This is a genomic window from Variovorax gracilis, from assembly GCF_030317115.1.
Classification (GTDB): domain Bacteria; phylum Pseudomonadota; class Gammaproteobacteria; order Burkholderiales; family Burkholderiaceae_C; genus Variovorax; species Variovorax gracilis.
In genome coordinates this window covers 13,202-35,446 of sequence record NZ_JASZYF010000043.1, presented here as the reverse complement: position 1 = coordinate 35,446, position 22,245 = coordinate 13,202, and the positions used below count along the sequence as shown (strand labels likewise).

Sequence of the window (22,245 nt, the reverse complement as noted above, 5' to 3'; positions counted from 1 at the left end):
GGTTGCCGACCAGCGCAAGATCAAGCAGGTCGTGATCAACCTGCTGTCGAATGCCGTAAAGTTCACGCCCGTGGGCGGAAGCGTGACTCTCCGCGCGCGACACCTGAAGGGCGCGGACAGCAGTGCCGTGGAGATCGCGGTGATCGATAACGGCGTGGGCATTGCGCCAGATCAGCAGGCCTTGGTGTTCGAAGAGTTCCGCCAAGCATCGGGTGATCAACTCGGAAAGTCTGAAGGCACTGGGCTGGGGCTGACGCTGGCGAAACGCTTCGTCGAGCTGCACGGCGGAACCATGCGCCTGGAGAGCACGCTCGGGAACGGATCGACATTTTCGTTCACGCTGCCAGAGCGCTTTTCGAAGGCTGGTTAATGAATGGTCGGCGCCCGGATGTGCTAAGACCGTGCTTCCCCCCAGCCAGCTTGAGGGAGACCGTTACGCTCGAATCTTCTGGGCGCGCCACACACGGTCGTTCACGCGGCGAGCTTCGCGCTGATCGACTGCATTCGCAGCGAATCGACGGGCCCTTGGGGTCCGTTTTTCGTTCCTCCCCCGAGGGCGCAAGCGGCGCTGCGTGGGTTAGGAGGCGGTCACGGTAAAAGCATGGGCGCGGTAGGGACGGGAATTACTCACCGCCCCCCGCACAGATCCGTATGTGCGGCACTACCGCATACGGCTCCTGCCTTGAATCATGACGCAAAGCGTTGATGCGGAGTATGCGTCCGGCAAACCCATCTTGAACGCGGCTTAGGAGCAAAGGATGCTCGTATCCACTACGACTGTTGGTGGACACGTGCACACTATCTCTCCTCAGGCTTCGGGCGACCGGCGACGCCGCCGGTTGCATAGCGACGAATTCAAGGCCCATGCGGTCGCTTCAGCCGCTCAGCCCGGTGTCTCCATGGCATCCGTAGCGATGGCGCTGGGCATCAATGCGAACCTGCTGCGCCGATGGGTGCGTGACGCGGAGGTGTCGCCTGGCGGAATGGCGGAAGGCACCGCTTGCAAGGCTTTGCCCAGCACTGAGGCTGTGTCGTCGTCCTTCGTCCCCGTGCAACTGCCTGCGCCAGTCACGCCGGCGAGCGAAATTCGCATGGAAGTCAGGCGAGGTTCCACGACCATCGTGGTGACTTGGCCGGCGCCACTAGCCACCGAGTGCGGCACGTGGCTGCGCGAGTTGCTGCGGTGATCCGCATCGACGTCATCTGGCTGGCGGTCGAACCGTTGGACATGCGCGCCGGCACTGAAGCGGCGTTGGGGCGCGTGGTGAAGGTGTTCGGTGAAGCCCGTCCGCATCACGCCTACATGTTCGCCAACCGCCGAGCCAACCGCATGAAGGTCCTCGTGCATGACGGCATCGGCGTGTGGCTGGCAGCCCGACGACTCAACGCGGGCAAGTTCGTCTGGTCGACTGACAGCTCGCACACCCTGACTCTGAGCCGAACGCAGTTCGATGCGCTAGTACTGGGCCTGCCGTGGCAGCGCTTGGGGGAAGCCGGCATCATCCGCGTGATCTGAGCCAAGGCCCTCGAGGCTTGGCAATTGCTGGATATGCCGATGTGATCGGCGCAGTGATGCGCGACGATCGCACTCCATGATCAGCGCGCAGCAGCTGGAAGCCTTGGATCCGCAGGTGCGGCAGGCGATGCTGTCGTTGATGGCCGAGGTGGCCGCGCGCGACGAACAACTGCGCGCCAAGGACGCGCTGATCGAGCGGCGCGAGCGCGACGTGGCGTTCAAGGAGGCGCTCATCGACAAGCTCACGCACGAAGTGGCGGTGCTCAAGCGCATGAAGTTCGCCGCGACGAGCGAGAAGTTCGCCGGCAGCGCCGAGCAGAAGAGCCTGCTGGAGGACACGCTGGACGAAGACCTGGCCGAGCTCTATCGGGAGATCAAGAGGCTGGGTGCCGACGGCGATGCTCCCGGCGACAAGGCTGGCAAGAAGACGCCCAAGCGGCAGGCCCTGCCGCCGTACCTGCCGCGACGCGACGTGCACCACGAGCCCGAGTCCACGGTGTGCGGTTGCGGCTGCCAGATGCAGCGCATGGGCGAAGACGTGGCGGAGAAGCTCGACTACCAACCCGGCGTCTTCACAGTGGAGCGCCACGTGCGCGGCAAGTGGGTCTGCCGGCACTGCGAGACGCTCGTGCAAGCTGCAGTACCGGCGCATGTGATCGACAAAGGCATCCCCACCACCGGCCTGCTGGCCCAGGTGCTGGTAGCCAAGTTCTTGGACCACATGCCGCTGTACCGCCAGGAAGCGGTCTTCGAGCGCGCTGGCCACTTGATCGCCCGTTCGACGCTCGCGCAGTGGGTGGGCGAATGCGGCGCGCAGCTCCAACCGCTGGTGCAGGCGCTGGCCGACGAGCTGCGGCGACACGCGGTGCTGCACGCCGACGAGACGCCGGTGGCGATGCTCAAGCCGGGCAACGGCAAGACACACCGCGCCTATATGTGGTCTTACTGCACCCCGAGCAGCAACGCGACGAAGGCGGTGGTGTTCGAGTTCAGCGAGACCCGCAGCGGGGAGAATGTGCGCGAGTTCCTGCGGCTGGAAACCCCGAGCGCCTGGAAGGGCACCCTGGTCACCGACGGGTTCAGCGGCTATCGAGCCTGCTTCGACAAGGGCGTGACCTCGGCGCAGTGCATGGCGCACGCCAGGAGGAAGTTCCACGAACTATGGGCCAACCACAGTAGTGAGGTGGGGCGCCAGGCACTGCGCTTCCATCAAAGCCTGTTCCGCGTCGAGCGTGAAATCGAGAACAAGACGCCCGAAGAGCGAAGACGAATACGGCAGCGCAAGTCACGGCGGGTGCTTGCCGTGTTCCACCGCTGGCTGGTGGCGCAGCGTCAACTGGTGCCGCCGGGTTCCGCGACGATCAAGGCTATCGATTACAGCCTGAAGCGCTGGGGCGAACTCACGCACTTCGTCGATGACGGCGACGTGCCGATCTCGAACAACTGGGTGGAGAACCACATCAGGCCAATCGCGCTGGGTAGATCGAACTGGCTGTTCGCCGGCAGCCTGCGCGCGGGCAAGCGGGCGGCGGCGGTCATGAGCCTGCTGCACTCAGCGCGCATCAACGGACACGAGCCCTACGCGTATCTCAAGGATGTGCTCGAGCGGCTGCCGACTCAACCGGCCAGCCATATTGAAGACCTGCTGCCGCACCGCTGGAAGCCGTCGGCCTAAACGCAGCCGCCGACTACACGCTCGCCCGCTCGGGGGCAAGGTGACTTGGCCAGACGTACATGGACGCCCCCTATGCCAGGTTTTCAATTCGTGCGGCTCGAAGGTAAAGATTGCACCCGTACATTCGGACTTTGATTGCAGCTTTTGGCTGCGGTCCCTGATGGGATGAGCTGGTTGACGCCTCGATCGCATACACGCACTCTGGGTGCCTCGTCCGGCGCGGGCTTTGCCAACCACGGTCTGACCTGTCTTGCCATCACTTCATGATCGCCTGAGCAATCGGTGGTTCGTTCTCCCCTGGAGGTGTTGTTTTCGTTCGGATTCTCGGCCCTATGCGGCCACGCCTTGGCGCACGTATTCGGCGTCGAAGCAGCGGCCGTGCGCGAGAAGAGCCCAGACGATCCGAGCGTTCTTGTTCGCCAACGCCACCGCCGCCACGTTTTTGTTGCGTCGGTTCACCACGGCGGCGATCCAGCTACAGGTGTCAGCCCTCTGGCTCACGCGATAAATGACGGAGCGTGCCCCGTGTATTAGCAGCGTTCGCAGGTAGGTGTCCCCTCGCTTGCTCATGCCTAGCAGGTTGGCTTTGCCGCCCGAGGAATGCTGTCTGGGAACTAGGCCGAGCCATGCTGCAACCTGGCGACCGCTGTCGAAGTTCTTCGCGTCACCGATTGAAGCGACCAGCGCACTGGCAGTGATGGGACCGATGCCCGGGACTTGGGCGAGCTTCCGACTGACCTCGTTGCCCCGATGCCAAGCCTGGATCTTCGCCTCGAGTTCCTCGACCTGGTGATCCAGTTCCTTGAGGTGATCGAGCAGGCGTTGAACAAGCAGGCGAAACGCACCTGGTAGCTCGTTGGCGCCGTCTTCGATCAACTCGGGGACGCGCGTGGCGATGTAGCCTATACCCTGCGGAATGATCAGACCGAACTCGCCGAGCAGCCCACGAATCTGATTGGCTTGCGCTGTGCGCGCCCTCACAAAGCCCTGTCGAACACGATGCAGCGCGAGGACTGCTTGCTGCTCGACGTTCTTCACTGGAACAAAGCGCGTATTCGGCCGAGCCACTGCTTCGCAGATCGCCTCGGCGTCGGCTGCATCGTTCTTGTTGGTCTTGACGTAGGGCTTGACGAACTGCGGCGCCATCAGCCGCACGGTGTGACCCATGCTCTGAAGCTTGCGCGCCCAGTGGTGCGCGCCGCCGCAGGCCTCCATGCCAATCAGGCACGGCGGCAGATTGGCGAAGAACGTGGCCATCTGGTCGCGCCGCAGCTGCCTCTTCAACACGGCCTTGCCGCGCTCGTCGCCACAGTGGACTTGGAAGACGTTCTTTGCCAAGTCGATGCCAACAGTCGTAATCTTCATGGTGGACGCCCCTCTCGGTTCAAGTGGTTGGTGACACTTCCACTTTGGCACGTCGATGCCGCTACGGGTGGGGGCGTCCATCCAATTGCATACGAAACAGGTTTGATCGTAGCCATTGAGGCTCGTCGCCACATCGCGCAAGTTGCGGATGCCGAAGAAGGCGAGCTCCGCGCGACAATCTGCGTCTTCTTCGCACGTTGCAGGGCCGTCTTCACGGCCAGCCTGGCGGACCAGGAAGGTGAACAGCCGGATCTGGGGCAATCGTATTTTCTCGACAAATTGACACGGTCGCCCCGAAAAGCGTCAATCACGACAAGCACTTGCAAAAGTGAGAGTCGGAGCAGGGAAGTGCGGTTGGTGCAGATTGACACGGAACCGGTGGCCGCGGAAAGAGGCCCATGGCTCGCGCGGTAAGACAGTTCTGCTCCGGCGACGGACTAGGTGATGGCTCAGATTGCAGCCTTGCCGGATCGACGCTTGATCAGCAAGTGCCCATATTTCTCGAGATTGAACCGGAACGTTCCTCGGAAGTTGATGTGCGAGAAGTGCGCGGGTCCGATCCGGCGAAGCCAGTCGTCCTCCATCGGCAAGCCGGAGGCCCTAAGACGCGAAACGACGCCGTACATGCGGCTGGTGTTCCAGGCGAGCACGATGTTCGTGAGCAAGGCGCGCCCCAGAGATGGCCATCATCTCCTGCCTTCGTCGTCCTCGGTCCTGCGCAATCTGCCCGCCGTGGATTGCACGTTAGAGTCGATGCACCGATTCGCCGCGGCTCAGTAGCGCAAGCAGCTCGCGTCGAAAGTCGGTGATCGTCAGGTAGTCGCACAGGAACAGCGTTCGCAGCAGACCACCGAGATGATCAGCCGTATGGTGCAATGGATCGCCGATGGCGGCCGATCCCAGCCGATGAATTGCGTGTACCGCGGACACCTTGCCAGCGCGAATGGACGCCACCAGCCGCACAAGATGCCGTCATCCTCAACGGCATGACGTTGGGCGACACGACCTACGACTACTCGGTGGAACTCGACTTCACGATGGAGGACGAACTGCCCGGGCCCGCGCTGCCCAAGTACGCGGTGCCGCAGCGTGAAGAGACGATGCCGCCGCTCCGCTCGCGCGGCGTCGGGCTGTATGAAGCGACGGCATGGCTGCCGCAGGACGCCTTGGGCAACATGCACAAGCAGCAGGCAGTTGAAAGCTGGACCACCGACGATTGGGACAGGATCAACTACTACGTGCTGAACAAGCAGAACATTGGCCTTGGCCACAAACTGGTGGCCGTGCCCAAGGACATGCACGCGCAGCTCTTTGGCGAGAATGAGCCCGTGGTAACGGTGCTTGCCATTGAGGGCCGCAGGGTGGCCCTGCTGTTCAAGCGGCAGTAGCTCGCCCTCGTCGGACTAGGCCTTTAGGGAAGGTGCGCGAGCGGCCCATCGAGCCTATTCTTCCGGCCTCACCAAGCGCTCATTCCAAGCACGAGAGGAAAATCATGGACGGCCAACGAAGCTTTGCGGCATCCTGGCGCTGGCAGCATCCGACCGTTTTGACGTCCGGCGCATTCTCACGCGCCTCACCCAATACCCGTCCGCGGCCTTCTGAAGCGCGACGCCACCCGTTGATGTTGCAACGCGGACGCCCGACGTGACAACGCCGCCGTCAGGGCCTCCCCCTCGTTGTTCCAGCTAGGAGCGTTCAAGCTTTACGTGTAGATTCGCCAACTCTGTAAAGCGCTCTGCGGCTTGGTCCAGCTTCGCGGCCAGGCATCAGAAGCCTTTTCATCGCGGCAGGCTGTGATCTCTCACGCGCTCGTCTCACCACCCATGCCCAACGGGAAGATCCGGCGGGCCCAGGGGGAGAGAGGTGGCGATGTTCCGTCTCGATAGCGGCAGGAAGGACCTTGGCCATGCATTCCAGCGGCGCTTCACCGCACTACGACATCGCGATCGTCGGTGGCGGCATCTCCGGCGTCTACACGGGGTACCGGCTCCTGAGCGCCGATCTGTCGGCGTCGCCGCAACTCAAGGCCTGGGCCGGGTCGACCGGCAAGTTGAAGGTGGGGCTGTTCGAGGGCAGCGAGCGCATCGGCGGCCGCATCCTGTCCGCACAGCCACCCGGCATGCCGCATGTCACTTGCGAGCTGGGCGGCATGCGCTACATGTCCTCGCAGCCCTTGATTCGCGGCCTGGTGGAGAACGAACTGAAGATTACGTCGCGCAAGCAGGTGGTCATCGACGACAAGAACCTCGCCTATCTGCGGGGCCATCACCTCAGCATCGCGCAATTGTGCGACCCGAACGCGCTGCCCTATAACCTCCTGGATGAGGAAAAGGCATGGATCGGGCCGAAGAACACGGCCGCATCCCTCATGAGCTGGAGCATTGCCAAGCTGTTGCCCCAGGTGAATTCGCTCACTGGGACCGCGCTGCACCAGTATCTGCAAACTGCCGAAATCGACGGCACACCGCTGTACCAGCATGGCTTCTGGAATCTGCTGGCACGCGGCATGAGCTTCGAGGCCTACAGCCTGGCGCGCGCCGCGGTGGGGTACGACTGTCTCGGCGTCAATGGCAATGCGGTCGACTTGATCCTGGAGTTCTTCGACTTCACGCCCGACGTGGAGTACTTCCTCATGGATGGCGGCTACGAGACCGTGCCCTGGGGACTCCAGAATCGCTACACGGACGCCGGCGGAGAGCTGAAGACCGGCACCTGGCTGTCGCGCTTCGAAGCGGCCACGCTGGACGACGGCACGACCGGCGCATGCCTGCACTTTCGCGACGGCACCAGCGTCACGGCACGGGCCGTGGTGCTGGCGATGCCGAAGCGCTCGCTGCAACTCCTGCAAACCGACGGACCGGTGCTGGGCCCTCAGGCACCTGCGCACGTGGGGGAACTCATCAACGCCGTCCAAGGCTTTCCCTTCGACAAGCTCTTCATCGTGTATCCCGAACCCTGGTGGGAGAAGCTGGGCTTGTCGGCCGGGCGATCGCTCACCGACTTGCCGATCCGGCAGTGCTACTACTGGGCCGTCGAGGGCAAGCAGCAGGGCGCCGACCCGAAGAACACCAACAGCACCCTCATGGCTTACAGCGACATGACCGGCGCCGAATTCTGGGGCGGCTTGCGCGAGATGCCGCTCGGACCCAACGACGCACGGACAGGGGGCCTGAGGGCGGGACGCCACCGGACCGCCGCAGTGGGCGAGGCGCGCAAGCTCTTTGCCCGACAGGCGGTGCCCTTTCAAGCGGCGCGCGCGGCGACAACCCACTCCGATTCGCGCTTGCGGCACAACTGGGACAGCCACAAGGCCCCGCACGCCATGGTCGTCGAGATGCACCGGCAGTTGAAGCTCATGCACAACGTCCAGGACATTCCCGACCCCATCGATGCCGCCTACATGGACTGGACCGACGATCCTTTCGGCGGCGGTGTCCACCTTTGGAATTCGGGCCACAAGTCCTGGGAAGTGCTGGACCGGATGACGCAGCCGGTGGCCGACTTCCCTTGCTACGTCTGCGGCGAAGCCTATTCGACCAACCAGACATGGGCCGAGGGTGCATTGCAGACCGCGGAGTGCATCCTGCAAAAACGCTTTCGGCTGGCCGCGCCCGGCTGGGTGAAGCCCTGAGCCTGTGCGAACGCGCCCGATGAACCACCGGAGACTTCAATGACCGAGGCCTTGGTATCGAGGGTGGCAACCCTGGGCGTCGGGTACTGCGTCCCTGACACGATCCGCAATAACGACGACCCCGTCTTCGATTGGCTCAACAGCCACAAGCCCGACCAGAATGCGGACATCTTCGCGGGCCTCAAGCACCGGCGCGTGCTGGCCCAGCCCGGGGATGTGGTCGACATCATGGAGAAGGCGGCCCTCCGTGCGATGGAGGACGCAGGCCTGTTGCCTGGCGATGTCGACATCCTTTTTGGTGCTGCCTCGGTGGCCCAGTACGCCGCGCCGAACGACCTGGCCCTGGTCCACGCACGGCTCGGGCTCTCCAGCCAGTGCCGGATATTCACGCTCAATACCGAATACACCAACTTCCACGACGGCATGAAGCTCGCGCATGACCTCGTCAGCATGGGCACCGCCAGGAACGCGCTGGTGGTGTGCGGCTGCAACTGGACGCACCACGTGGACTATCACGAGTCGGTCGCGCTTGCCGCTTCCGACGGCGCAGGGGCAGCCATCGTCGGACGGACCGGGGACGCGGGCAAATTCCGATTGATCGACTGGGACAACGAAACGCGCACCGATCTGTTCGGCGCGTTGCGCATGGCCTCCAGGCCCATCCCTTCCGAGACTTGCCCGCCGGGCGTCGCGCAGGCGTTCAGCACGCCACTGATGAAGCTCGACGACCAGCGCGGCGCCAGCGCGGTCAAGGAATTCGGCTTTCCAGAGCCGGGCATCCTGGTGCATCGACTGCTGGATCGCCACAAGATCCCGGCGCACGAAGTGACCCTGATCGCGCACCAGACCTCCAAACCCGTCTGCGATCGATGGGCCCATGACATCGGGCCCGGACAATTCATCGGCGCGCTCGAAGACTTCGGCGACATGGTGATGGCGTCCGTGCCCGTGATCTGGGGGAAGTTCCAGGCGGACATCCTGATGGATCACCTGGTGCTGCTGGGCATCGGCATGGAAATGCGAGTCACCGCGCTGCTGTATCGCCGAGGCCCCGAACCGACCCCCGTAGCCTGAAGGAGACCTCTCTTGACCCCAAGCGCCGAACGTCACGCATCCGACGCGCCCGTTGAGTCCGTTCGATGGAACCTCAACGTCGCCCAGCTCCTGGTCGAGTACCTCAAGCTGGAGGGCGTCAGCAAGCTATTCGGCATACCGGGCGGCGCAGCCATCTACCTGATGGATGAGCTTCGAAAGCGGTCCAGCGAATTCGAGTTCATCGTGTGCCGGCACGAAAGCGGTGCCGCCTACATCGCGGACGGCTACAGCCGCGTCACCGGCGGCCTGGGGGTGGTGCTGACGACCTCCGGCCCCGGGGCGAGCAACGCGCTCACCGGCGCCATGAATGCGCAGACCAGCAACTCGTCATTGCTCACCATCACCGGCGAGGTGCCGCGCAAGTATTTCGGCATGGGGTATCTGCAGGAGGGGGCCGACGCCAAGCTGGACATCGATGCGATCTACCGCAACGCCGTGCAATACAGCGCCATGATCGTGGACCAGAGCCATTTCCAGACGCTGTTCCAGCAAGCCTTGCGCGACGCGCGCTCGCTGCCACCGCGTGCTTCCCACATCAGCCTGCCCAACGACGTCGCCGGGTCGTGCGTGGTGGCAGGTGGGCCGCCAGACCCCAAGGGAAACAAGATCCCTTTTCCGCCTTCGACGCGCAGCTACCGCGCCGTGCCGAGCGCCACCGACCAGGCCCAGGTGGAAGCCGCGCTCGACGACTTGCTGGCGGCGCGGCGGCCGCTGATCTTCCTTGGCAACGGCTGTCGCAGCGCACTCGCGTCGGCGTCACGCCTGAGCGCTTTCCAGCGTTTCGTGAGTATCTTCGGCATCCCCGTGATGACCACGCCGGACGCCAAGGGCATCTTTCCGGAAAGCGATCCGATGTCGTTGCGCAACTACGGCATGACGGCCTGTGCGTGGCCCGCGCTCTACATGCGGCCCGACAACGATGCGCCCTACGATGCACTCCTGGTGCTGGGCTCCGCGCTGGCCGAACTCTCGACCACCTTCGCCGCGAAGGACCAGTACAGCAAGACCCTGGTGCCGGGCAATGCGTTCATCCAGGTCGACCTCGACCAGAGCGTGATCGGCAGAAGCTTTCTGGTCACGCGTGGCGTCGTGGCGGAAGTCGGTGCCACGATCGACGCCTTGTGCGCCGCCTCGCGAGTCAGCGACCAGGAAGCCATCGATGAGCGCAAGAAGTTCATCAGCGGCATCAAGAACGCGCATTCACCCTTCGCCGACCCGGCCGGGCGCGATTCGCAGCAGGCGCCAGTCCATCCCGCGGCCATGACGCGTGTGATCAGCGACCGCATGAAGGAGGGCCACGTCTTCATCGATGCCGGAAACTGTGTGGGGTGGTCGCTGAACAACATGGTGGTCGATCCGCCCGTGCGCTACCACATTGCCCTGGCCATGGGACCGATGGGCTTCGGCGTGGCGGGCGTGGTGGGCGCCAAGCTGGGCGATCCCACCAAACCGTGCGTGGCGATCGTGGGCGACGCGGCCTTCATGATGCACGGCGCCGAGATCTCCACCGCGGCACAGCACCGCGTCGGTGCCGTCTGGGTCGTGCTGTTCGACAACGACCTGTCCATGGTGAGCCAGGGCATGGCGCGGCTGTTTCCGCCGGAACCCGACTGGCAGCATTGCTACAACCTGGGCCAGCCCGACCTGGTCAAGTTCGCGGAGGGCCTGGGCGCGCGGGCGGTCGGCATCGGACGCAGCGAAGGTGTGCCGGCATTTGCCGCGGCGCTGGACGACGCGCTGCGACGGGCCGACGAAACGTCGCAGCCGCAGGTCATCGTGGTCAGCATTGCGACCGAGCCCATGCCGCCCTATGGATGGCCGCAACTTCCGCCAGTGGATTGTTCCAAGGCGCATTGAGCCTCGGGTGCGTCCGCTCCACATTGTCCCAACAGGAGAGCTCGATTCATGTACGACGTCATCGTGGTAGGTGCCCGTTGCGCCGGTGCGGCAACGGCGATGCTGTTGGCCCGCAAGGGCCATCGCGTCCTGATGGTCGACCGGGCCGGTTTCCCGAGCGATGTCGCCATGTCCACGCACCTGGTTTGGCATGCGGGCGTGGAGAGCCTCTCCCGCTGGGGGTTGGCACAAGCCGTCGAGGCTTCCAATTGCCCGCCTCTTGTCGATGTGACCCTGGACCTCGGCGCTTTCGCGTTGCGCGGTTCCCCGGCAACGACGGGGCCGGCGCGCTGCGCGCTGGCGCCACGCCGGATCGTGCTGGACCAGATCCTTGTCGACGCGGCGGTGGCAGCCGGCGTCGAGTTTCGGCCTGACTTCTCCGTGACCGAACTGCTTCGCGAAGGCGATCGGGTGACCGGCGTGAAGGGCGAGGGCGTCCAGTCCCAAGGCGTCGAGGAGCGCGCGCGCATCGTGCTGGGTGCCGACGGCTCGCACTCGCGCATTGCTCGCCGTGTGGAGGCCGCCGAGTCCCATCCCCAGCCTGAACTCCAGGCCACGTATTTCTCGTATTTTTCGGGCTTGGAGGTGCAGGGCATCGAGTTCTTTCCGCGTCCCGGCCGGATGGTGTACGCATGGCCCACCAACGACGGACGGGTCCTCGTGGGAATCTCCTGGCGGCTGGAGGACTTGCGCGAAGTGCGTCATGACGTGGACAAGCACTTCCACGCGGAACTGGCCGCTCTGGCCCCCGGCCTCGGCGAGCGCGTGCGGTCGGCACGACGCGACGCGCCATGGGTGCGAGGCGGGGCGGCCGGATTCTTTCGCCAGGCCTTCGGACCGGGCTGGGCATTGGTCGGCGACGCCGGCGTGACCATGGACCCCATCACCGCTGCAGGCATCACCAACGCCTTTCGCGACGCCGATCTGCTCGCCGACAAGCTTGACGCGGGCCTGTCCGGGCATCAGCCGCTGGAGCAGGCGCTGGCGCAATTCCAGCAAGAGCGCGACCAGGCGTCGATGCCCGTCTACGGGCTGACCTGCCAGATGGCCGCGCTGGCCGAAGCCCCCGCGGAGATGATGAAGGTGTTCGAGGCGCTCCAGGGAAACCAGGCCGATATCGATCGGTACTTCGGTGTGTTCGCGCAGACGGTTCCGGTCATGGAATTCTTCGACCCTGCGAACTTGCAGCGCATCGTTTCCCAGGCTTGACCCCGTTGCGTCGCGACGGTTCCGAGCCTGAGTGACAGCGCGCCGCTACAGCGACGCAAGAACGGCCCGCGCCTGAATCAAGTCCCGCGTCTGCGCGCCTTCCCGAAAGCTCGACAGCAGCGGTTCCAGCACTGAACGGGCGCGTTCCGCCAGGCCTTGCTGCTGAAGCAGTCGCGCCAGCGCGGTGCGCGCACGCAACTCCCATGCACGGGCGCCTTGTTGCGAGGCGACGTCGATCGCGCGCCGGAAATGATCTTCGGCCCGCGCGCAGTCTCGCTCCGGCGCGCAGGACCAGAGCAAGCCGCGCACGCGATGAATCTCCGCCTCCTGCCAGCGTTCACCCCAGCGCTCGACCTGTTCCAAGGCGGTGTCGAGCAGCTCATGGGCAGGCGCCTTGTCGCCGGCAGCGCACAGCAATTCGGCCAACAGAGTCTTGAAGTAAGGCACGACGATTTCAGCGCCGGTGGCGCGGAAGTCGGCGAGCCCGCGACGCATGGCCTCGATGCCCTCGGCGTGTCGTCCGGCCTGTCCATGGGCCCATCCGAGAGCCATCGTGCCGATCGCCCCGGTGTAGGCGAGGCCATGCTCTTGCGCAATGTCCAGGCCTTCGCCGGCGAACAAATTCAGGCGTTCGTCGTCGCCGCGATAAAGGTGGGGGATCGCGCCCCAGGTCAGCGCCCATGACAGCGAATAGGGGTGCGCCAGCGAGCGCGCTAGGTCGTTGTTGTCCATGCACAGCTTGCCCGCCTGGTCGGGCCGGCCCAGGATCCATTCGACATGGGCGCCGTGCAACCGGACGGTCAGGCGCAGGTCTGTCGAGTAGTCATTGATGAGCGAAGGATCGTCGGTCTCGGAGTAGAGCTCTTCCACTGTGGCCCAGTGGTGGCCCACCTCCGCGAAGCGCCCCGAGTACATGGCCAGTTGCACACACAGCATGTGCGCGACCAGCGAGGCCCTTCTGCTCCCCGACCCGATGGCCAGCTCCATGAGGCGGTCACCGATGGCGCGGGCATGGTCGATCTCTCCGCGCACCAGATGAAACACGCAAATGCCCCACAGTGCCCGCACGGCACTGTCCGCACCGCCGGTCGAAGCACTCAGATCCCGGGCGCGACGGAAGGCGCTTTCAACCTCTGGCGCCGCCCAGCCCTTGGCAAGCATGAACACGGTGCCGAGCGAAGCGTGCAGATCCAGTTCCACGACGTCGCGCTCGGGATCGGGTGGAAGCAGGGCGAGTTCCTCCAGTGCCTTGTTCAGGTGGGCGATGGACTCCGCAAGGCTCATCCGGCGCATGGCCAACTCGGCGGCACGTCGCCACAGCCCCATGGCCACACGCGTCTGACCCGCGATCGACAGGTGCCGCGCCAGAACCTCGGGTTCCGTCTCGCGCAGCGTGGGGTGCCGTGCCTCGATGGCGCCGACGACCCTGTCATGCAGTTGCTGCCTGCGGCTCTTGAGCAGCGAGTCGTAGGCGGCATCCTGAACCAGCGCATGCTTGAAGGTGAAGACCGCATCGGGTGGCGTGCCGCGCCGGGAGGCCAATCCGGACTCGGTCAACTTGTCCAGCGCCTGGTCGAGCTCGTCCCGTGTTCCAGGCGCCAGGGCGTGGATCAGCTCGTACCCGAACTCCCTTCCGATCACCGAGCCGATCTGCGCGATCTCCTTGATGGACGGGTGGCGGTCCAGGCGCGCCATCAGCGAGTCCCTCAGGCTGGCCGGGATGTTGACCTGGCGAGAGGCACCCACGAACTCGTAGCGATCACCCACCACCTGGATTTCCCCCGACTCCAGGATCGACTTGGTCAGTTCTTCCACGAAGAGCGGGATGCCATCGGTGCGCGTCAGGATCTGATCCAGCAGCTGGCCGGGGAGCGCCTTGCCATCGGTCAGCTTGTTCACGATGGCGCTGCTCTGGGCCTTGGTGAGCTTCGAGATGCTCAAGGTCGCCACGTGCCCGTGGCTGTCCCAGCGCGATCGAAATTCGGAGCGATGCGTGAGAACCACCAGGAGCGGGAAGCCATTGAGCCGTTCAATGAGCACGTCCAGTGCCTCGAGGCTGCTCGGATCCGCCCAATGGACGTCCTCGAAGAACATCACCGTCGGCTTCCTGCGCGCCATCGCCTCGAAATAGTCGGCCAGGCAACGCAGGGTCTCGTCCTTGAAGCGCTGGGGCCCCATGTTGCCGGGCCCGTAGCGATCCTCGAACGGAATGGCGAGCATGGCGGCGAAATAGCGGACGTCTTCGCGCGGAAGGCCGGCCTGCCCGACGATCAGAGCTTCGAGCTTGTCGAGCCTGCCCTCCACCGCGTCCTCCCGCGCAAACTTCAACGCGCGCTCGAAGCTGTCGACGGCCGGAAAGAAAGCGCTGTTCGCGAAATAGGGCGAGCATTGCACCCGAAACACGTTGGCGCCGTCGGCCTCCAGCCGCTCCCGCAGCGCGTCGAGGATGCGGCTCTTCCCGATGCCGGGCTCGCCCGAAAGCAACACGACCTGGCCTTCCCCGCCGCGCGCCTGCTGCCAGCGGTCCGTCAGCAGGCTGATCTCCTGCTCGCGCCCGACAAGGGCGGTCAGCCCTTCCTGCGTGGCGATCTCGAAGCGGCTGGAGATGTCGCTGACCCCCACCACGCGGTAGGCCGTGGTGGGCCGCTGGATGCCCTTGAGGGGGGGCTTACCGAGGTTCTCGTAGACGAAGCGGCCTCCGGCCAACTGCCGCACGCGCTCGCTCACCACCACTGCACCTGTGGACGCAACGCCTTGCAGGCGGGCCGCCAGGTTCATGGTTTCTCCGACGGCGCTGCGTCCGACGGAGGACACCACCACGACGCCGGTGGCGATCCCGATGCGCACTTCGAGGCGCCCCACTTCGGCGACCTCCAGCGCAGCCAGGGATTCGGTGATCGCCAGCCCCGCGTAGATCGCGCGCTCGGCCTCACCCTCGTGCGCCAGCGGGTATCCGAAGAAGGCCACGATCCCGTCGCCCAGGCGCTGGAACACATAGCCGTCGTAGCGCACGATGCAGGCGGCACAGGCGTCCTCGTAGGCCCGGATCACCTTCTGCAGCAATTCGGGGTCCAGCCGCGACGCCAATTCGGTGAAGCCCACCATGTCGCAGAACAGGACGGTCAATTGGCGCCGCTCGCCCTCCAGCTCCCCGGCCAGGTAGCGAAGGGCAGCACCGCCCTGACCTGGTGCGGGCGGGGGCGAGGCCGGTGGTGCAGGCCGGAGCAGCGAAATGGCCTTGAGCAACCTGACCCGATGGCCGACGCTGCCCACTCCCAGGTCCTTGAGTGCCTGCTCTCCGATGTCGGGCAACAGGCTGAGATCGATGTCGTTGGCGTTGAATGCCTCGGCATAGCGGGACATGCCAAGGGCGGACAACCACGCCTCGATCGTCGATGGGGCACCCGTGTCTGCGGGAGTGGAGGCGTTTGTCATGAGCCAGCAGGATGCCGACAAACTGACGCGGCGGTCAAGGCCGCGATCGTCAGGCGACGGAGAGCTTCTCATTCCTGGGAGGGATCCAACGGCGTGGTCCACCTCGGGGTTGCACTTCCGTGATCGTCCGAAGTCCGATCTTCGAACGCAAAGCCGCTGTGATCGCGCCGAAGATGAAGGACGACGATGCTCCAACGGCCAGGGCGAAGTCGCGCCCGTCACCCGGACTCTTCACCGGCCATGTCGTCGTCGCTGGCTGGACAGATCGTCACGTTCCACGCGGTGGGACATGCCTGCTTTTACCGGTCGCCTCAGGAGTGGCCGCGCGCTGGCCGCGCCAGCGTCTGTTGCTCGCGGACCTCGCCATCCTCGTTCTCCCCGCCGTCGAGGGCCCCCGCAAAGCGCCGTCTGAGCGTTGGCGGGTCGCACCGATGGAGGTGGCGCGCTACGCATTCGTGGGACGCGCGTTGCGAGGAGCGAACTTCCTTGCCACAAGGAAGCCGGTCCACGACCGTGACTCCAGACGAATTTCCTCCGAGCCGGAAGGCCCAGAAGTCGGTCGGTACAGTTAATACAAATTGTGTACAACTGCTGCCGACCAGGAGCATCAACGGCGGCAAACTCCAGCGGAACTGTTCTCCACCGCAGCAGTGGACAAGGTTGTGGAAAAGCATGCGAGCATCGCTGCAAACCGTTTGGTGGTGCCCGTCGCGGCGCGATGCCCGTCAAAGCGGCAACGCAGCGCTGCGGCCATGAACTCGATGCATGGGCGAAGGGTGGCCGCCTTGTGGGCTTGTTCCAGGTGGCGGCGGACTTTGCGCCCCAGGCGGTGCTCGCGGGCTCGAAGGGGGCCACCGTGACTTGTCGTGGTCCGCTCGATGCCGTCGCCGACTCCTGCGATGGACCCGCTTCAGCGCTTGGCTTGCTAGGTGTTGAGTTGCAATAGGTTGTTCCCGCCGAGCCTGGAGGCGGGAGGCTTGTAGCCCAAGGCCGAGTGGGGCCGGCGGGCGTTGTAGAAGTTCAGGAAGGCGGGCAGCCAGGCGGTGCGCTCGGCGCTGTTGGCCCAGGTGCGGCCATAGGCCCACTCGCGCAGGCAGGTTTGGATGAAGCGCTCAGCCTTGCCATTGGTCTGTGGTCGATATGGCCTTGTGAAGGTGTGCTTGATGCCCAGGGCTTGGCAGGTCTTGGCGAACAGCCGCGAGCGATAGGCCGAACCGTTATCGGTGATCAGGCGCTTGATCGTCACGCCCAGGGTGGCGTAGTGCGCCACCGCGGCCTGCAAGAAGGCCACGGCCGAGCCTTTGCGCTCGTCGTCGTGCATCTGAACGAAGCTGGCCCGGGAATGGTCATCGATGGCCACATGGGCGAACTCCCAACCCGCGCCTTCTACCGAGTCGCGTCGATCGCCAGTGACTCGATGACTCGGGCGCACGATGCGTCCGAGCTTCTTGGTGTCCATGTGCAGCAACTCGCCGGGGGCCTCGTGCTCATAGCGCACCACCGCCACAGCAGGCTCGAGCGCCTTCAGGCTTGAGAGTCCCAGGCGGCCAAGCAACCGGCAGACCGTGGCCACGCTGAGCCCGACCACGGCTGCGATCCGGCGCATGGGCATGCGCAAGCGACGGAGTTGCTCGATGCGCTCGCACAGCCTCTCATCCAAGCTCGTACGCGTCCTGACAGGGCGCGAGCTACGGTCTTGCAGGCCCTGCTCTCCCTGCTCAACGAAGCGCTTGAGCCACTTGCGGGCGGTGCGCGCGCTGATGCCGGCAGCCTCGGCTGCCGGCATCAGCCCCATCACGGCAATGCGTTCGACAAGCAATTTGCGACCTTCGAAGGTCAATCTGGCATTCTTGTGGCTGTTCACCTGGTTGTTTCCTCTGAGATGTGCTGAAGCGTGGTAACTCCAGTCTCCCAGACTCTTCCGGGTGAACAACCTATCGCAACATCAAAGCTAGGCAGCCTTCAAACGCTTGGGGACGGCGATTGCACCCGATACGCCGCGAGGCAATGCCCGCTTCACCGGCTTGCGCGGCCCGAAGGGCGACAAGAACTGGTGGTCGCCGGGCGCTGGCGGTTCAACGATCGACTCCATTCGCCGAGAGAGTTCGACGCAACGGCGCTCGAACTGGGCCATCGCCATGAGGTGTTCGCGCCGGGCGGCCTTGGTGGTCATGATCCGATGGCGTCACGCCGCGAGTTGGTGTTCGTAATACGGCCGCTCGCGATCGTCCAGGATGGCGTACTGCGCGGCGAGGTTCGATCGATCCGGCTTCAGCCAGGCATCGATGTTCTCCGGCTTGATCGGAATGATGCATCGATCGTGGCCGGCCGCCGCGACCTCCGATGGCGGTTCGCGGGTGATCGCCGCGAAGGACAAAAGGTCCGGCTCCTCGGAGCCGGGCGGCGGCGTCCAGCAGGACCAGAGGCAGGCGACCAGCATGTCCTGCTCTGGCCGCGGCCTGAACTCCAGCACCACGTTCTTGCCATCCCGGTCGACGTTCTCATAGAAGGCATTCACCACGATGACACCGTGTGTCGTTCCGAACTGACCCTTCCAGTAGCCCTCCAGGCTGTCCAACCGGCAGTTGTAGCAACCGGGACACTTGAGGTCGTTCGAAGCAGGCTTGCCCGCCGGGCGACACAGATACCGCATCGGCTTGACCACCCTCTGGCCGTCTTCCCAGACCATCACCGGGACGTAGCCACCGGGAAAGAAGCGACCGTCGCGAGCCTCAGGCTCGATGCGTGACAAGTCGGCCAGCTTGCCGCGGGTCTGCTCAATCTTGGCGGTGGCGATGCGCTGATCGTCGGCCGCCTTCTTGGTGGCCTTCGTCCGCAGTGTCCGCTCGGCGTCGGCCAGGCGCTTGCGCTGCTTGAAGAGTTCCTGCTCGAGCCGGGTGGCCTGCCCGGCGTCGAAGGCGTCGATCAGCGCCTTGACGCCGCGTTCCTCGTCCGTCTGGGGATGGAGGAACATCGCATCAACGGCCTTCGGGATCCTGATCTTCGGGTCGCTCTGGCGCTCGAAGTACAGCTCGGAAAAAGCCCGGATGCTGAGTTCGCCGCCGAAGAGGCGCACGAAACGCTTGTACTCGGCTCGGATCTGGGCGCTGTAGCACATGGCGGCATTTTGCTCGGGGGTGGCGATCAGGGCCCAGAAATTTCTCGGACTGGGCGCAAAATACTGTATTTATATACAGCATGCATCCCGACGAGCCGCCCCCCTTTGCGGAGCTCCACTGCCGTTCCAACTTCACCTTCCTCGTCGGCGCCTCGCAGCCCGAGGAACTGGTCCAGCGTGCGGCCGCCAAGATGTACGCCGCCCTGGCCCTGACCGACGAATGCTCGGTCTCCGGGGTCGTGCGCGCCCATCTGGCTGCCCGCGACGCCAGCCTGCACTTCATCTGCGGCAGCGAGATCCTGCTGACCACCCAGCGGGGCCATGCGTACGCGCGCATCGTCTTCCTGGCCCAGAACAAGCTTGGCTGGGGCAACTTGTGCGAATGCATCACGCTCGCGCGCCGGCGCGCCGCCAAGGGCCGCTACAGCGCCCTGGTCACCGATGTCGAGGGCAAGAACATCCAGGCGCCGCACCTGGCGGGCATGCCCGGCTGCCTGGCGCTGCTCTTGCCTGAGACCGATGCGACCGTCGAGTCCTTGTTCGCACAGGCCATGTGGCTCAAGACCTGGTTCCCGGACCGCGCCTGGATCGTCGCGCCCCGGCCTGTGCTGATGGACGACGAGTTGCGCCTGTGGATCGTCGAGCAGGTCGCCCAGCGCACCGGCATCCGGATCGTGGCCAGCGCGAGCCCGGTCATGCATACGCGCAAGCGCAAGAAGGTCCAGGACGTGCTCACCGCGGTTCGCATCGGCAAGACCGTGGCCACCGCCGGATTTGCGCTCCAGGCCAATGCCGAGGCCTATCTGCGCGGCCGCGCGCTGCTGGCCCGACAGGTGCCTGGCGAATGGATGGAGGAGACCGTACGGGTTGCCAGCCTGTGCACGTTCTCGCTCGAGGAGCTCAAGTACGAATACCCGCGCGAAGTCGTGCCCGAGGGCGAGACGCCGGCCAGCCACCTGCGCAAGCTGACGTACATGGGCGCGAAAGACCGGTACCCGGACGGCCTTCCCGACAACGTGCGACGACAGATCGAGTACGAGCTGGCCATCATCGGGCAGCTGGACTACGACAGCTACTTCCTCACCGTCGCCGACATCGTCCACTGGGCGCGTGACCGGAACATCCTCTGCCAGGGACGCGGCTCGGCAGCCAACAGTGCGGTGTGCTATTGCCTCGGGGTCACCTCCGTGGATCCGGAGCGCATGAATGTCCTTTTCGAGCGATTCATCTCCCCCGAACGGCGCGAGCCGCCCGACATCGATGTCGACTTCGAGCACCAGCGGCGCGAGGAGGCGATGCAGTACATCTACGAGAAGTACGGCCGCGAGCGTGCGGCCCTCACCGCCGTCGCGATCAGCTACCGCACCAAGTCGGCCCTGCGCGACGTGGGCAAGGCCATGGGCATTCCCGTCGACACGATCGAGCGCCTGGCGAAGACCGCCTACGGCACCGAAGAGAAATGGATCAGCGAGGCCTGCCTGCTCGAGAACGAGATCGACCCGAGCAATCCCAAGGTGATCCACTGGCTGACGATTGCCGACACCCTCCGCGGCTTCCCCCGGCACCTGAGCCAGCATCCGGGGGGCTTCGTGATCGGCCGCGACAAGGTCAGCCGGCTGGTGCCGGTGGAGAACGCTGCGATGGAAAACCGCAGCATCATCCAGTGGGACAAGGACGATCTCGACGCCACCGGCCTCATCAAGGTCGACATCCTGGCGCTCGGGATGCTCAGTGCGATCCATCGCGCCCTCGACCTCGCCGGCGCCAAGGTCGGCGCGAAGAACGATGGCATGAATGGCGGTCCTCCGATGCGCATGCAGGACGTGCCGCCGGAAGACCCCGCCACCTACGACATGATCTGCAAGGCCGATACGGTGGGTGTCTTCCAGATCGAGAGTCGCGCGCAGATGAGCATGCTGCCGCGCATGCAACCGAGGACCTTCTACGACCTCGTGATCCAGGTCGCGATCGTGCGGCCCGGCCCGATCCAGGGCGGCATGGTGCACCCGTACCTGCGCCGGCGCATGGGCGAGGAGGCCGTCGACTATCCGAGCGACGACATCCGCAAGGCGACCGAGCGCACCCTTGGCATCCCGCTGTTCCAGGAACAGGTCATGGCGATCGCCATGGCGGCTGCCGACTTCACGGCGGGCGAAGCCGACCAGCTGCGTCGCGCGATGGGCGCCTGGCGCAAGCGCGGCGGCCTGGAAGTCCACCAGCGCAAGCTCGTCGAGCGAATGCTCAAGAAGGGCTACAGCGAGGAATTCGCGCTGCGCCTGGCCAAACAGGTCGAAGGCTTTGGAAGCTACGGGTTTCCGGAATCCCACGCGGCGAGCTTTGCGCTGCTGGTCTACGTGAGCTGCTGGTTGAAGCGCCACCACCCCGACGCGATGCTCGCGGCCTTGCTCAACTCGCAGCCCATGGGCTTCTATGCACCCGCTCAACTGGTGCGCGATGCGCGCGAGCACGGCGTCGTGGTCCGCCCGGTCGACGTCACCGTGAGCGTTTGGGACAGCACCCTGGAGGAGCCGGCGCAGGGCGCTGCGTCACCGCGCTGGGACACGACCTACGCCGAACCGCTGCGCGCCGTCCGCCTGGGCTTCTCACGCATTTCCGGCATGCGCGAGGAGGCGGCCAAGCGGATCGTGGCGGCGCGTGCGCAGGCGCCGTTCGCGAGCGTCGAGGACCTGGCCATGCGATCGCAGCTCGACGCGCACGATCTGAAATGCCTGTCGGGCGCCGACGCGCTGCTCACCCTCGCGGGCCATCGTCCCGATGCGGTGTGGGCGGCCAAGGGCGTCGACACCCGGCCTACGAAGATGTTGCGCGAGGCGCGGACCGTCGAGGAAGAGGTCGCGTTTGCCGAGCCGCTGGAGGGCGCCGAGATCTCAGATGACTACGCAGCCATGGGCCTGAGCCTGCGCAGGCATCCGCTGGCGCTGATCCGCGATCAGCTGGCTGCCTGGGGCATCCAGACCTCGGAAGCACTGCGGAGCAAGGCAAGGGACCGCCAGAAGGTGAGGGCGAGCGGCATCGTGACGCATCGCCAACGCCCGAGCACCGCCAACGGCGTCATCTTCGCCACGCTCGAGGACGAAACCGGGACGGTGAACATCATCGTGTGGCCGCAGGTTGCCGAGGCGCAGCGCACGGTGCTCCTGGGTGCCAAGCTCCTGAGCGTCGAAGGAACGTGGCAGAGCGAGAAGGGCGTGCAGTCGCTGGTGGCGATGAAGCTTGTCGACCACACGCAGCTGCTCGGGGCACTGCGCGTTGGAAGCCGGGACTTTCGATAGTCGAATGCATAG

The 22,245-nt window shown here is 65.0% G+C and carries 15 protein-coding genes and 1 pseudogene; 10 read left to right on the top strand and 6 right to left on the bottom strand.

All coding sequences use genetic code 11. The features are described 5' to 3' along the window. The 4 genes from QTH97_RS33830 to tnpC form a co-directional block, all read left to right on the top strand. Positions 1-370: sensor histidine kinase (locus QTH97_RS33830; RefSeq protein ID WP_286572962.1), on the top strand; the 370-nt coding region annotated here is incomplete at its 5' end. A 388-nt stretch (positions 371-758) separates the two neighbouring features. Next, positions 759-1,187: a transposase gene (locus tag QTH97_RS33825; protein WP_286572961.1), complete on the top strand. Its 429-nt coding sequence runs from the start codon at positions 759-761 to the stop codon at positions 1,185-1,187. Then, positions 1,163-1,516: an IS66 family insertion sequence element accessory protein TnpB gene (tnpB, locus tag QTH97_RS33820; protein WP_286572960.1), complete on the top strand. Its 354-nt coding sequence runs from the start codon at positions 1,163-1,165 to the stop codon at positions 1,514-1,516. Before QTH97_RS33825 ends, tnpB begins: the two co-directional genes overlap by 25 nt. A 76-nt stretch (positions 1,517-1,592) precedes the next feature. After that, the gene (tnpC, locus tag QTH97_RS33815) at positions 1,593-3,191 is read left to right on the top strand and encodes an IS66 family transposase (protein ID WP_286572959.1); all 1,599 of its coding nucleotides are present in this window, start codon (positions 1,593-1,595) and stop codon (positions 3,189-3,191) included. Positions 3,192-3,521: 330 nt separating this feature from the next. On the opposite strand, the gene QTH97_RS33810 is transcribed toward tnpC, so the two are convergent. Together QTH97_RS33810 and QTH97_RS33805 are read right to left on the bottom strand one after the other, a co-directional pair. Beyond that, the gene (locus tag QTH97_RS33810) at positions 3,522-4,556 is read right to left on the bottom strand and encodes an IS110 family RNA-guided transposase (protein WP_286572965.1); all 1,035 of its coding nucleotides are present in this window, start codon (positions 4,554-4,556) and stop codon (positions 3,522-3,524) included. Positions 4,557-5,005: 449 nt separating this feature from the next. Further along, positions 5,006-5,519, bottom strand: a pseudogene (locus QTH97_RS33805) (Tn3 family transposase); the annotation flags it as partial. Here QTH97_RS33805 and QTH97_RS33800 point away from each other — a divergent pair. The 5 genes from QTH97_RS33800 to QTH97_RS33780 all read left to right on the top strand — a co-directional run bounded on the left by QTH97_RS33800 (position 5,432) and on the right by QTH97_RS33780 (position 12,387). After that, the gene (locus tag QTH97_RS33800) at positions 5,432-5,944 is read left to right on the top strand and encodes a hypothetical protein (protein ID WP_286572966.1); all 513 of its coding nucleotides are present in this window, start codon (positions 5,432-5,434) and stop codon (positions 5,942-5,944) included. The pseudogene QTH97_RS33805 and the gene QTH97_RS33800 sit on opposite strands and share 88 nt — an antisense overlap. A gap of 518 nt (positions 5,945-6,462) precedes the next feature. Continuing rightward, entirely contained in the window at positions 6,463-8,187 is a 1,725-nt protein-coding gene (locus QTH97_RS33795; protein ID WP_286572958.1) for a flavin monoamine oxidase family protein, read from the top strand. A 39-nt stretch (positions 8,188-8,226) separates the two neighbouring features. Next, positions 8,227-9,261: a hypothetical protein gene (locus tag QTH97_RS33790; protein ID WP_286572957.1), complete on the top strand. Its 1,035-nt coding sequence runs from the start codon at positions 8,227-8,229 to the stop codon at positions 9,259-9,261. Positions 9,262-9,273: 12 nt separating this feature from the next. Then, positions 9,274-11,139, top strand: a complete 1,866-nt coding sequence (locus QTH97_RS33785) for a thiamine pyrophosphate-binding protein (protein WP_286572956.1) — start codon at positions 9,274-9,276, stop codon at positions 11,137-11,139. A 48-nt stretch (positions 11,140-11,187) separates the two neighbouring features. Further along, on the top strand, positions 11,188-12,387 hold the full coding sequence (locus QTH97_RS33780) for an NAD(P)/FAD-dependent oxidoreductase (RefSeq protein WP_286572955.1): 1,200 nt from the start codon (positions 11,188-11,190) through the stop codon (positions 12,385-12,387). Positions 12,388-12,432: 45 nt separating this feature from the next. Here the strand turns inward: QTH97_RS33780 and QTH97_RS33775 are convergent, their stop codons facing one another. From QTH97_RS33775 to QTH97_RS33760, 4 genes are all read right to left on the bottom strand, one after another. Then, entirely contained in the window at positions 12,433-15,822 is a 3,390-nt protein-coding gene (locus QTH97_RS33775) for an AAA family ATPase (protein WP_286572954.1), read from the bottom strand. Between the two features lie 925 nt (positions 15,823-16,747). Beyond that, positions 16,748-17,686, bottom strand: a complete 939-nt coding sequence (locus tag QTH97_RS33770; RefSeq protein ID WP_286572964.1) for an IS481 family transposase — start codon at positions 17,684-17,686, stop codon at positions 16,748-16,750. Positions 17,687-17,773: 87 nt separating this feature from the next. Then, a complete protein-coding gene (locus QTH97_RS33765; protein ID WP_286572953.1) occupies positions 17,774-17,995 on the bottom strand; it encodes a hypothetical protein in 222 nt (73 codons plus the stop codon). Between the two features lie 12 nt (positions 17,996-18,007). Beyond that, entirely contained in the window at positions 18,008-18,940 is a 933-nt protein-coding gene (locus QTH97_RS33760) for an SOS response-associated peptidase family protein (RefSeq protein ID WP_286572952.1), read from the bottom strand. A gap of 80 nt (positions 18,941-19,020) precedes the next feature. On the opposite strand from QTH97_RS33760, the gene QTH97_RS33755 reads away from it, so the two are divergent. Beyond that, positions 19,021-22,233, top strand: a complete 3,213-nt coding sequence (locus QTH97_RS33755) for an error-prone DNA polymerase (RefSeq protein ID WP_286572951.1) — start codon at positions 19,021-19,023, stop codon at positions 22,231-22,233. Positions 22,234-22,245: the final 12 nt, after the last annotated feature.